This window comes from Actinomycetota bacterium, assembly GCA_028698215.1.
In the GTDB taxonomy this organism is placed as follows: Bacteria; Actinomycetota; Humimicrobiia; order Humimicrobiales; family Humimicrobiaceae; genus Halolacustris.
Genome location: JAQVDY010000004.1, coordinates 15,151 through 27,374 on the forward strand (window position 1 = coordinate 15,151; position 12,224 = coordinate 27,374).

11 protein-coding genes are annotated in these 12,224 nt (G+C 42.0%); all 11 read left to right on the forward strand.

Annotated elements, in window-relative coordinates; genetic code table 11:
• Window positions 1–24: 24 nt before the first annotated feature.
• Window positions 25–624, forward strand: coding sequence for a 50S ribosomal protein L9 (rplI, locus tag PHN32_02225; GenBank protein MDD3776412.1), 600 nt, complete (start codon window positions 25–27; stop codon window positions 622–624).
• 50 nt (window positions 625–674) lie between these two features.
• On the forward strand, window positions 675–2,018 hold the full coding sequence (gene dnaB, locus PHN32_02230; GenBank protein MDD3776413.1) for a replicative DNA helicase: 1,344 nt from the start codon (window positions 675–677) through the stop codon (window positions 2,016–2,018).
• Window positions 2,019–2,027: 9 nt separating this feature from the next.
• Window positions 2,028–3,350: an adenylosuccinate synthase gene (locus PHN32_02235; protein MDD3776414.1), complete on the forward strand. Its 1,323-nt coding sequence runs from the start codon at window positions 2,028–2,030 to the stop codon at window positions 3,348–3,350.
• 14 nt (window positions 3,351–3,364) lie between these two features.
• A complete protein-coding gene (gene purD / locus PHN32_02240) occupies window positions 3,365–4,642 on the forward strand; it encodes a phosphoribosylamine--glycine ligase (protein ID MDD3776415.1) in 1,278 nt (425 codons plus the stop codon).
• Between the two features lie 4 nt (window positions 4,643–4,646).
• The gene (purE, locus tag PHN32_02245; GenBank protein ID MDD3776416.1) at window positions 4,647–5,108 is read left to right on the forward strand and encodes a 5-(carboxyamino)imidazole ribonucleotide mutase; all 462 of its coding nucleotides are present in this window, start codon (window positions 4,647–4,649) and stop codon (window positions 5,106–5,108) included.
• A gap of 98 nt (window positions 5,109–5,206) precedes the next feature.
• Window positions 5,207–5,986 carry a phosphate ABC transporter ATP-binding protein PstB gene (gene pstB / locus PHN32_02250; protein ID MDD3776417.1) on the forward strand — a complete coding sequence of 260 codons (780 nt, stop codon included), beginning with the start codon at window positions 5,207–5,209 and terminating at the stop codon, window positions 5,984–5,986.
• 91 nt (window positions 5,987–6,077) lie between these two features.
• Window positions 6,078–6,545, forward strand: coding sequence for a transcription elongation factor GreA (greA, locus tag PHN32_02255; protein MDD3776418.1), 468 nt, complete (start codon window positions 6,078–6,080; stop codon window positions 6,543–6,545).
• 30 nt (window positions 6,546–6,575) lie between these two features.
• The gene (gene lysS, locus PHN32_02260; protein ID MDD3776419.1) at window positions 6,576–8,114 is read left to right on the forward strand and encodes a lysine--tRNA ligase; all 1,539 of its coding nucleotides are present in this window, start codon (window positions 6,576–6,578) and stop codon (window positions 8,112–8,114) included.
• A gap of 36 nt (window positions 8,115–8,150) precedes the next feature.
• Window positions 8,151–8,693 carry a UvrB/UvrC motif-containing protein gene (locus tag PHN32_02265; protein ID MDD3776420.1) on the forward strand — a complete coding sequence of 181 codons (543 nt, stop codon included), beginning with the start codon at window positions 8,151–8,153 and terminating at the stop codon, window positions 8,691–8,693.
• The gene (locus PHN32_02270; protein ID MDD3776421.1) at window positions 8,690–9,754 is read left to right on the forward strand and encodes a hypothetical protein; all 1,065 of its coding nucleotides are present in this window, start codon (window positions 8,690–8,692) and stop codon (window positions 9,752–9,754) included. The genes PHN32_02265 and PHN32_02270 overlap by 4 nt, the downstream gene beginning before the upstream one ends.
• Window position 9,755: 1 nt before the next feature.
• The gene (locus tag PHN32_02275; GenBank protein MDD3776422.1) at window positions 9,756–12,221 is read left to right on the forward strand and encodes an ATP-dependent Clp protease ATP-binding subunit; all 2,466 of its coding nucleotides are present in this window, start codon (window positions 9,756–9,758) and stop codon (window positions 12,219–12,221) included.
• The last annotated feature ends 3 nt before the right edge of the window (window positions 12,222–12,224 follow it).

The following is a 12,224-nucleotide window of genomic DNA, read 5'->3' on the forward strand; positions in this document are numbered from 1 at the left end:
ATTAATTACAATTAGGAGGAAAAGTTGAAGATAATTCTTAAGAAATACCAGGAAAATTTAGGTGATGTTGGTGATATTGTAAAAGTTAAAGACGGTTATGCCAAAAATTATTTAATTCCTAATGATATAGCCCTGGAAGCAACCAGGGGCAATATAAAGCAGATGGAGCTGGTAAAAAAAGCAGTACAGAAGGTAGAAGCCAAAAATATTGCTGAAGCCCAAAAGCTGGCAGAACAAATAAAGGATATAGAAGTTACTTTTACGGTAAAGACCAGCGACGAGGGGAAACTTTACGGCTCTATTACCAATAAGGATATTGCCGAAAAGATACTGGAAGATAAAAAAATAGAACTGGACCGGAAAAAAATTGCTTTAGAGGGTCATTTAAAAGAAATTGGCGATTATGATATAGAAGTTAAGCTTTACAGGGATGTAAAATGCACCATAAAGGTTAAAATAGAAAGCGACAGGCCTTTAGAAGAGGTAAAACAGGAGGAATCCGGCCAAACCCAGACTAAACAGGACCAGGCCCAGACTGAGCCAGTTAAGGATAAACCAGAAGCAGAAGAAGGTCAGCCTGAGCAGGAGGGAGAACAGCCCGGGCAGGCCGAAGCACAAAAATAATGGGTAATACTAATCACAAAAGTAGATTATCCCCGATAGACACCTCTAAAATGGAGAGGATACCGCCCTACAATATTGAAGCAGAGGAGTCTCTGCTGGGAGCTATGCTCATATCCAGGGAAGCTATAGGCCAGGTAATAGAAATAGTCATTCCCGGCTCTTTCTATCGTAAATCCAACCAGACGGTGTACCAGGCAATTATTGAGCTTTTTTCCAAAGGAGAACCTGTAGATCCCATAACCCTGGCCGACTGCCTGGAAAAGAAAGGACAGCTGGAGCAAGTAGGCGGAAAAACTTTTATTCATTCTCTAATCAGTAATGTTCCACTTGCTTCCAATGCCTCCTACTATGCCCAGATTGTAAACCATAACCATATATTGAGAAGACTTATATATGCAGCTACTGAAATTGCTACCATGGGTTACGAGGTTCCTGATAACCTTTCATCCACTATTGATAAGGCCCAGCAGCTGGTATTTTCTGTTTACCAGGATTACAACCAGGGTAAAGACAGCAGCCGTATATCGCCCATGAAGGATATTCTATCCGAGGTATATGAGCAGGTGGAAAAGCTGTATGAACATAAATCTGATATTATAGGCATACCTACAGGCTTTATAGACCTGGATAAAAAGACCTCGGGACTTCAGAATTCAGACCTTATTGTAGTGGCGGCCAGGCCCGGTATGGGGAAAACCTCTTTTGCACTTTGCCTGGCCAAGCATGTAGCCATGGAAGAAAAATATCCGGTAGCCATATTTTCCCTGGAGATGTCCAAGCATCAGATAGCACAGAGGCTGCTTTGTGCCGAGGCCAGAATTGATTTGCACCGATTAAGGAGCGGTAACCTCAGGGATGATGAATGGCCCAAGCTGGCCCGGTCTATAGAGAAGCTGGCGGAAAGCCAGTTATTCATAGATGACACTGCATTTCTTACCGTAATGGACTTGAGGTCCAGGGCCAGGATGCTGGTAAGCACCTATGGTATCAAGTTATTGATTGTAGACTATCTGCAGCTTATGGGATCAGGCCTAAATTACAGGGATAACCGGGTACTGGAGATAACTGAAATTTCCCGTAACCTTAAAGGTATAGCCAAGGAATTAAATATTCCGGTAATAGCTATTTCCCAGCTTTCCAGGGAAGTGGAAAAAAGAGAAAGCAAAAGACCTGCCCTGGCAGATTTACGGGAATCGGGAGCCATTGAGCAGGATGCCGATATTGTAATATTTATATACCGGGATGAGTATTATGATGAGAAAAGCAAGGATCAGGGCATTGCTGAAATCAATATTGCCAAGCATAGGAACGGGCCTACTGCCAAGCTTAGCCTGAACTTTTATAAAGAATATGCACTTTTTAGAAATTTAACCAAGGTAAATGAGACTAATTAGGAGTTTGAAATGCCAAGTATAGTATTAGTAGGTACCCAGTGGGGTGACGAAGGTAAAGGTAGAATAACTGATCTGCTGGCCCAGAAAATGGATTATGTGGTCAGGTTCCAGGGAGGGGACAATGCCGGCCATACAGTGGTGCTTAAAGAAGAAGAATTTAAGCTGCACCTTATCCCTTCCGGAATATTTTATCCTGACACCATATGTGCCATCGGCAATGGGGTAGTAATCAACCCCCAGGTGTTAATAGAAGAAATAGAAGGGCTCCAGGCCAGGGGAATAGATGTAGGTAATCTAAGGATTAGCTGTAATGCCCATCTTATTATGCCTTATCATATGATGCTGGACAAAGCCGCCGAAGGCAGGCTGGGCAAATCCAAGATCGGTACTACCCATAAGGGTATAGGTCCTGTTTATGCAGACAAAGCAGCCAGGATCGGTATCAGGATCCAAGACCTGCTGGATCCCAAGATCTTCAAAACCAAGCTGGAGGAAGCCTTAAAGCTTAAGAATGCTATATTGGAAAAGATATATGGATTAAAACCCCTGGACCCAAGCCAGGTATTTGAGACTTATTGCGGTTATTCCCAGAAACTGGGCAAGTATATTATTGATACTTCCATCCTTATCAACAAAGCGCTGGATGCCAATAAAAAAGTTTTGTTTGAAGGAGCCCAGGCCACCATGCTGGATATAGACTATGGCACCTATCCCTTTGTTACCTCTTCTTCCACCATTGCTGGCGGAGCCTATATTGGTGCGGGAGTGGGTCCCGGGAGGATAGATGAAGTTCTGGGCGTAGTTAAAGCTTATACCACCAGGGTAGGATCAGGACCTTTCCCTACAGAGCTGGAAGATAAAATTGGAGATTTTTTAAGGCAAAGAGGCCATGAATACGGAACCACCACCGGAAGAGCCCGAAGATGCGGCTGGCTGGACGCCATCATATTGAGGTATTCAGCCATGATCAACCAGCTGGACAGCATAGCTTTAACCAAGCTGGATGTCCTAACCGGTTTGGACCAGATTAATATCTGCACCGGTTACCGGTATGGGCAGAACCTGTACCAGGAGATGCCTCCCCATCAGACAGTGATGCACAAATGCGAGCCTGTTTATGAGACTATGGAGGGGTGGAAAGACGATTTGAGCCATATAAAATCTTTTGGCGATTTGCCGGTGAATGCCCAGAAATATATACATCGTATAGAAGAATTGATCAAGGTTCCAGTTTCCATGATTAGCGTAGGAGCGGAGAGAAGCCAGATAATAATGAAGGATAGCATATTTGGGCATCAGCTGTTTGGGTCTGAAAATGCAGTAATCATATAATCTTAGGAGTGTCTATGAATGTATTAATTATCGGCAGCGGAGGAAGGGAGCATTGCCTGGCCTGGAAAATCTCTCACAGTAGAATGGCCGGCCATATTTATGCGGCACCCGGCAATGCAGGCATGTCCGATGTAGCTGAATGTATTGATATAGGGATAAATGAATTTGAAGCCCTGGCTGATTTTGCAGTCGGACACGAAGTAGGCCTTACTGTGGTGGGGCCTGAGGCTCCCTTAGTGGGGGGTATCGCCGATTATTTTAGGAAAAGAGGGCTGGATGTATTCGGTCCGGGAAAAGAAGGAGCCCAACTGGAAGGCAGCAAGGTTTTTACTAGAAACCTGGCTCAAAAGTATGGTGTACCGGCAGCGGAAGGAAAAGTATTTAGTGCAGAAGAATACAACGAAGCCAGGCAATATATTAAAAGCAGCAAAACCTACCCCCTGGTGCTTAAAGCCGATGGACTGGCTTTTGGCAAAGGGGTCATTATTGCTTCCGGGCGGGAACAGGCGTTGGATTGCTTGGATGATTTTTTTGTAGGACAAAAATTTGGACCAGCAGGAAACCAGATCATAGTGGAAAATTTTTTAACCGGCTATGAAGTTTCCCTGCTCTGTTTTTATGACGGAAACAATATAGTACCTTTGGATTTGGCCCAGGATTATAAAAGAATCAAAGATAATAACCAGGGAAAGAATACTGGAGGAATGGGAAGCTATAGTCCTGTACCCAAGGTAAATCAGGAACTCATGGAAAAAATAATGGATTCCATCATCGAACCCACCTGCAGGGGCCTGCAGCAGGAGGGAATAGATTACAGGGGAATCCTCTATGCCGGCCTTATGATTTCAGAAGGTCGGCCCTATCTATTGGAATACAATTGCCGTTTTGGAGATCCTGAAACCCAGGCAGTACTGCCCCGGATGGAAGACGACCTGTTGCCCTGGCTGCTGGACTGTTCACAGGCTAAATTAAAAGATACCCCTATCCAGTGGAGCGATGAATCATGCGTTTGTGTAGTACTGGCTTCAGCCGGTTATCCTGAAACCTCGTCAAAGGGAGACATTATTAAGGGTTTGGAAAAACTGGCTGAAACTTCAAACATAATGGTTTTTCACGCAGGAACCGCTTTCCACCAAAACCACCTGGTAACCGATGGGGGAAGGGTTCTGGGAGTGGTCGGTAAAGCGGCCAGCTTTGAACAGGCCAGGCAAAACATTTATGCTGCTATCAAGAACATAGATTTTAGGGGAAAGCAGTTCAGGAAAGATATTGCTTTAAATGTAGGGAGGTAATCAAATGAAGCCTGCAGTAGGTAAAGTAGCTATAGTTATGGGTTCAAGCTCAGATGAAGAAGTAATGAAACCAGCGGCCAATACTTTAAAAAAATTTGGTATAGAATATGATGTACACATATTATCCGCTCACCGTATGCCGCATAAGACCGCCTCATTTGCAGCAGAAGCTGGGGCCAAGGGGTACGAGGTAATAATAGCCGGAGCAGGGAAAGCGGCGCATCTGCCGGGGGTTATAGCCTCCCACACCACTCTTCCGGTAATAGGGGTTCCAGTTAGAACCTCTGACTTGGGCGGCCTGGATTCTCTGCTGTCCATAGTCCAGATGCCTTCGGGAGTACCGGTGGCTACGGTAGCCATAAACGGCTCCAAAAATGCAGCCCTGCTGGCCATAGAGATTATGGCTTTAAAGTATGACAGCTTGAAGGAAAGCCTGGTTAGATTCAAATCAGACTTGGAATCATAGAGTTTATTAAAAAAATATTAAAATTTGCCTCTCCATCTGGTGTATATTTGTTATTTTGTTATTATTTTCTCAGATTCAAGCTAATTTAAGGATGGTTTATGAGTGAGAAAATAAAGATAAAGGTAAATGGTTTCGGGTTCTTCTATGGCACCAACAAGATACTTTCAGGTATAGGTATGGGAATACAGGAAAAAACCATAACTGCCATAATCGGCCCTTCAGGATGCGGTAAGTCCACATTTTTAAGGTCTTTTAACCGCATGAATGACCTATTGGCCAAAACCAGGGTAGAGGGCCAGGTTTTAATAGACGATGTGGATATATACAGCAGTGAAATAGACGTAGTGGACCTCCGGAAAAGGGTGGGCATGGTTTTTCAGCGCCCTAATCCATTCCCTAAAACTATTTATGATAATGTGGCTTACGGGCTCAGGCTTCACGGCAGGTACAGCAAATCTGAGCTGGATCAAATAATTGAAATTAGTTTAAAGAAAGCCGCTTTATGGAATGAGGTCAAACATAAGTTAAATAAAAATGCTTTGGAGCTGTCCGGGGGCCAGCAGCAGAGATTATGCATAGCCAGGGTACTAGCCGTAGATTCTGAAATAATACTGATGGATGAGCCTGCTTCTGCCCTTGATCCTATATCTACCCAAAAAATAGAGGATTTAATAGATGAGCTTAAAGAGAATTATACCATCATTATAGTAACCCATAATATGCAGCAGGCGGCCAGGGTTTCCCAAAAAACTGCTTTTTTGCTTACTGAAGAAATTGGGCAGCCTGCTACATTGATAGAATTTGGGGATACTAATAAAATATTTACCACTCCTGCCGACAAAAGAACTGAAAATTATATTACCGGACGGTTTGGCTAATTAAATATTCATAGGCTTTGACATCTTATATCCAATAAAATATAATACCTCAATTAAATAACAGTTTATTTACAGTGGGAGTATATTCTAAATGAAGGTTTACCGTTTAACCAGGGAAGGTCATGAGATGTTGCTTAATGAGCTGGATGACCTGATTAAGAATAAAAGGAAAGAAATTGCTGACCGTCTCAGGGATGCCAAGAAATCAGGTGGAGACCTTAGTGAGAATTCTGAATATGAATATGCCAAGAATGAGCAGGCTTTTATAGAGGGCAGGATAGAGCAGATTAATGAGATTCTGCAAAACCATATTATCATAGATGAAGATAACGGTGGAACCCATGTAGACCTGGGATCCACAGTGGTAGTAAAAGATATGGGCAGCGGCAAGGAAAAACGGTATAAAGTAGTAAGTTCCATAGAATCTGATCCTGAAAAGAATAAAATATCTGATGAAAGTCCCATAGGAAGTTCTCTTCTTAACAAAAAAATTGGCGATGAAATCATTGTTAAGACCCCTCAGGACAAAAAGAAATTTAAGATAATAGACATAGTCTAGCCTTTAATTATTTAAACCGGTGGTAGTTATATGAATAATAGCAGCTTCAATGAAAAGTACCTGGTGGAAACAGAACAGCCTTTAAGCGAACCTCTGCAGCTAAAACTGGACCAGATAAAAAGCATGAAGCAAAAAGGGGAAAAGCTGTACTGCAATGATTTTAAGCCTGATATTGACCTGGAAACCTTAAAGGAAAAATTTAAAGACTTACAGCAAGGTGATAAGACTCCCCGGGAGTTTAAGGTAGCCGGCAGGATTACTGGCTTCAGGAAACACGGGAAAGCTACTTTTGCCGATCTGAAGGACCCTAAGGGCAAACTTCAACTTTACCTCAGTCAAAAAGTAGTGGGAGAAGAACAATACCATAAGTTTGGGCAGCTGGATATAGGAGATTGGATAGGAGTAGAGGGACCCCTCTTTAAAACCCGGACCGGTGAGCTTTCTTTAAGTGTGCAGCAGTACAAATTGCTTTCCAAGTCCATTAGGATACTGCCGGAGAAGTGGCATGGCTTAAAGGATAAGGAGCTCAGGTATAGACAGAGGTATCTGGACTTCCTGGTTAATCCTCAGGTCAAGGAAGTATTTCTTAAAAGAATAAAAATAATAGAAAAGATAAGAGAATTTTTAAACCAAAAGGGTTTTTTGGAGGTGGAGACGCCAATGCTTCAAACTATTCCGGGCGGAGCCACAGCCAGGCCATTTGTTACTCACCATAATGCCTTGGATATAGATCTGTATCTAAGAATAGCGCCGGAACTTTATTTAAAACGCCTTATAGTGGGTGGGTTTGAAAAAGTTTATGAGATAAACAGAAATTTTAGAAATGAAGGAATATCCTATAAACATAATCCTGAATTTACCATGCTGGAATTTTACCAGATGTTTTCTAATTATCAGGAGCTGGCCCTGCTTACCCAGGATTTGGTAAAATATGCAGCTGGGCAGGCGCTGGGCAGCCTCAAAGTCAGCTACAGGGGCCAGGATATTAACCTGGAAGGTGATTGGAAAAAAATAAGTATGGTAGAAGCCATAAAAGAAATAGGCGATATTGAGGTTAGCTTTGACCATAGTAAGGAACAGCTGACAAAGGTAGCCCAGGGCTTAGGCTTGGAAATACCTGCCTTTTTTGGCAAGGGTAAAATCATAAACCAAATCTTTGAAGCAGTGGTGGAACCTAAGCTTATCCAACCTACCTTTATCATGGATTTTCCCAAAGAAATATCTCCTTTAGCCCAGCAGCATCCTGACAACCCGGAACTGGTAGAAAGATTTGAGCTGTTTATAGGGGGAGAAGAGATAGCCAATGCTTTTACGGAGTTAACTGATCCCGCTGAACAACTGTCCAGGTTTATGCTTCAGTCTAAAAGCAGTGATGAAGAAGAAAGGCTTAGCGGCAAAATTGACCAGGATTTCATTAAGGCGCTGGAATACGGAATGCCCCCTACCGGGGGAGAAGGCATAGGCATAGACCGGCTGGTTATGGTGCTAACCGGGTCAGAATCCATTAAGGACGTATTGCTGTTTCCATTGATGAAGCCCGAACAGGAACCTGGGCAAGTTAATATTTGATTTTAAAAATGTTATAATGCAATCGGTGATGTCAATATGTTATGCGATTTTTGTGGCAGCAATGATGCCAATGTCCATTTAATTAAAATCATTGATAATCAGGTAGAAAAAGTTAATTTATGTGAAGATTGTGCCCGTCAGATTTCCATGGGATCAGACCAGGACATCCTTGAAGGTCTGGCTGATATTTTGATTAAATTATTTACGCATCGTAATAAGGGGCAATCATCCAAGTCTCTGCCTGAGATAAAAGAAAGTGCCGAAGGCAATAAAAAGTGCGTTAATTGCGGTATAGATCTGAGCACTATTAAAAAAACAGGTAAGGTGGGTTGCGCCCATTGCTATAAAGAATTTAGTGAAGTATTTTTACCGCTATTGGAAGCTATACATGGAAGTGTGGAATACAAGGGTAAAATACCTGTCAATTCTAGTTTTACCTATAAAGTGGAAAAGAAAATAAAGGATTTAAAAATCAGGCTTAATGAAGCGGTTATCATAGAGAATTTCGAAGAAGCGGCTAAATTAAGGGATATGATTAAAAGACTACAAAAGAGACTCTATGTAAAGAGTAAAAAATGAAAGGCCTAACCACATACCTTAAAGCCAGGAAAAATGTGGCGGACAACGGTCCGATTTTGTATAGCAGGGTTAGTGTATCCAGAAACCTGGTTGGCTATAATTTTGGACAGACTATCAGTACACAGGATAAGAAAAAGATACTATCACTGGTTAAAATAACCGCTTCCAATATAGATGAATTTTCCCATTTTGCTTTTTTTGACTTAAGAAGGCTTAACCAGCTGGAGAGAGAGCTATTGGTAGAAAGCAATATAATCACCCGGACCATGGTTAGCAAAGTGACCGGAAAAGGGGTGTTTATAAAGTTAAAAGATAATGGAAGCAATACCATAAGCTCAGTGATGGTAAACGAAGATGACCACTTTAAGATTCAAGCCCTTACTCCCGGCCTGGGACTTTATGAAGGCCATAAGAATGTAATTGGCTTAGAAAAGCAGCTGGAAAGCAAGTTAAGCTTTTGTTTTGACCGTGATTTAGGATACCTTACTGCCTGTCCCACCATGGTGGGTTCAGGATTTGAAGCGTCAGTGCTGGTTCACCTGCCCTCGCTAGTGATGAGCTTCAAGATTAACGACTTGATAAAAAGACTGAACCAGCTTAATTGTACCTTGCAGGGCTATCATTTAGAAGGGTCAGAGGTCTTAGGTAACCTGTTTCTGGTATCAAAGGAAAGTTCACTGAAAAACAATGATATCGACACTGTTGAAGAAATGGTAGCAATTTGTTTAAATATCATTGAAGAGGAAAACTTGCAGACGGAAGCTTTAATTAAGGATACGCCCATAAGCGTGGCGGATAATATATATAGGTCTTACGGGGTCCTTGAATATGCGCAGCTGCTATCATTTGATGAAGCTATTGAACTTCTGTCTATGGTGCTTTTAGGTAAAAAGTTGAAAATCTTGTATAATTTAAAGGAGTTTGATTTTTATCAGGTGATAAATATAATTGGTAATTCATATATAAGAAGTTATTTTGGAAATAAGGATGATACCGAAGATCAGGTTGATGCTATAAGGGCAGATATACTGAGAAAAGAAATTTTAAAAGGGAATGATTAATATGTTTGAGAGATTTACAGAAAGGGCCAGGAAAGTTGTAGTCAGGGCTCAGGATGAAGCCAGGTTCCTAAAGCAGAATTATATAGGAACCGAACACCTTTTGCTGGGCCTTATAGATGAAAAGGAAGGTATTGCCTCTAAGGTTTTAGAAACCCTTAATGTTACTGCTACCGATATAAGAAATGCCGTTAATGATTCGGTTACAGAAGGAAGCTCGGAATCTTATGAGCATATACCGTTTACTCCCAGAGCCAAGAAAGTGTTAGAGCTTTCCTTAAGAGAAGCATTGCAGATGGGGCATAACTATATTGGCACTGAACATATATTGCTGGGTTTGTTAAGGGAAGGGGAAGGAGTAGCGGCCAGGGTACTTAACAGCCTGGGTATAACTTTAGAAACGGTTAAATCCAAGGTTAAGGAAGTACTAAACAAGTATCCCTTCTACTCCCAAAGCCAGGATAACCAGACTTCGGCCAGAAGCGGAAAGAAAGTTCTTAAGACTTTAAGCCAGTATGGCAAAGATTTAACCTTGATGGCCCAGGAAGGCAAGCTTGATCCGGTAATAGGGAGGAAAAAAGAAATAGAAAGGCTGATGCAGATACTTTCCAGAAGGACCAAGAATAATCCCATACTTATTGGAGAGTCTGGAGTGGGCAAAACTGCTATTGTGGAGGGTTTGGCCCAACAGATAGTATCACAATCAGTTCCTTCCAACCTGCAGGATAAAAAGATTTTTACCCTGGATTTGGGCTCATTGGTAGCAGGGTCCAGGTACAGGGGTGATTTTGAAGAAAGGCTTAAGAAAGTTCTGGCTGAAATAAAAGAAGATGGTGATGTAATATTATTTATCGATGAGGTCCACACCTTGGTAGGAGCGGGAGCAGCTGAGGGGGCTATTGATGCTGCCAGCATATTAAAACCCATGATGGCCAGGGGGGAAATACAAACCATTGGAGCTACCACTAATAGTGAATTCCGGAAATATGTAGAAAAAGATAAAGCTTTGGAAAGAAGGTTTCAACCCATATATGTGGATGAGCCCAGCGTGTTTGAAACCATTGAAATATTGAACGGCTTAAAGAAAAGATATGAGGCTTTCCATAATTTAACCATAACCGATAATGCCGTTTCCAGTGCAGCCAAGCTTTCCCAGCGCTATATTTCTGACCGGTTTTTGCCGGATAAGGCCATTGACTTAATAGACGAAGCTGCTTCCAGGGTCAGGATACGGGCATTGGTAACTCCTCCTGATCTTAAGGAGATAAACAAGGATATAAACAAAATTGTAAACGAAAAGGAAGATGCCATAAAGTCGCAGGATTTTGAACGGGCAGCGCAGCTGAGGGATAAGGAAAAGCAGCTTATTAAGGAAAAAAGGGAAATCGAAGAAAGAAACAAGCGCAGCGACCATACCGAGAAAATAGTGGTAGATGAAAATGAAATAGCTGAAGTACTTTCCAGCTGGACTGGGGTTCCGGTTTATAAATTAACCTCCACAGAGTCTAAAAAACTGATGAATATGGAAAAGGAGCTTCACCGCCGGGTAGTAGGCCAGGATGAAGCTATAAAGACAGTGTCAAAAGCTATCAGGCGTACCCGGTCAGGATTAAAAGATCCTAAAAGACCTATTGGTTCCTTTATGTTTTTAGGGCCTTCAGGAGTAGGCAAGACTGAGCTGGCCAAAACAATTGCTGAATTTTTATTTGATAGGGAAGAGGCACTGATACAAATTGATATGTCAGAATATATGGAAAAACATTCTGTATCCAAGCTGGTAGGCTCGCCTCCAGGATATGTGGGTTATGATGAGGGAGGACAGTTAACCGAAGCTATTAGGAGAAGGCCTTACAGCGTTATATTGCTGGATGAAGTGGAAAAAGCCCATCCAGATGTATTTAACATTCTGCTTCAAATATTTGAAGACGGACATCTTACAGACTCTCAGGGCAGAAGGGTTGATTTTAAAAATACGGTAATCATCATGACTTCCAATTTGGGAGCAAGGGAGATACAGAAGAATACTCCTTTAGGGTTTAAGGCTGCTGATAACCGTGAGCTGTCCTACAATGAAATAAAAGATAAGGTGATGAGTGAGCTAAAACAGACTTTCAGGCCTGAGTTCTTAAACAGGGTAGATGAGGTAATAGTATTCCATAAACTGACTAAAGAGCAGATTTACAGCATCATAGACTTGATGATTTCCAGGCTGGCCCAGCAGCTGGAACTGCAGGGTATCATAATAGAAATTACTGAATCTGCCAAAGAGCTGCTACTGAATAAAGGCTATGATGAAAAAATGGGAGCCAGGCCCATGAGAAGAAGTATACAGAACTTAATTGAAGATCCTATCTCGGAGAAAATCATAAATGGCGAAATAAAGAGTGGCCAAGCGATAAGGGTCAGCTCCGAAGATGGCCAGATGATATTTGATATAAAAAAAGTAAACGGCAGTATGCTAAAAGTCTAAAAG

Excerpts from the sequence above, each read along its gene's own strand:
- dnaB (MDD3776413.1), top strand. The coding sequence starts at position 675 with ATGGAGAGGATACCGCCCTACAATATTGAAGCAGAGGAGTCTCTGCTG.
- PHN32_02235 (MDD3776414.1), top strand. The coding sequence starts at position 2,028 with ATGCCAAGTATAGTATTAGTAGGTACCCAGTGGGGTGACGAAGGTAAA.
- purD (MDD3776415.1), top strand. The coding sequence starts at position 3,365 with ATGAATGTATTAATTATCGGCAGCGGAGGAAGGGAGCATTGCCTGGCC.
- purE (MDD3776416.1), top strand. The coding sequence starts at position 4,647 with ATGAAGCCTGCAGTAGGTAAAGTAGCTATAGTTATGGGTTCAAGCTCA.
- pstB (MDD3776417.1), top strand. The coding sequence starts at position 5,207 with ATGAGTGAGAAAATAAAGATAAAGGTAAATGGTTTCGGGTTCTTCTAT.
- greA (MDD3776418.1), top strand. The coding sequence starts at position 6,078 with ATGAAGGTTTACCGTTTAACCAGGGAAGGTCATGAGATGTTGCTTAAT.
- lysS (MDD3776419.1), top strand. The coding sequence starts at position 6,576 with ATGAATAATAGCAGCTTCAATGAAAAGTACCTGGTGGAAACAGAACAG.
- PHN32_02265 (MDD3776420.1), top strand. The coding sequence starts at position 8,151 with ATGTTATGCGATTTTTGTGGCAGCAATGATGCCAATGTCCATTTAATT.
- PHN32_02270 (MDD3776421.1), top strand. The coding sequence starts at position 8,690 with ATGAAAGGCCTAACCACATACCTTAAAGCCAGGAAAAATGTGGCGGAC.
- PHN32_02275 (MDD3776422.1), top strand. The coding sequence starts at position 9,756 with ATGTTTGAGAGATTTACAGAAAGGGCCAGGAAAGTTGTAGTCAGGGCT.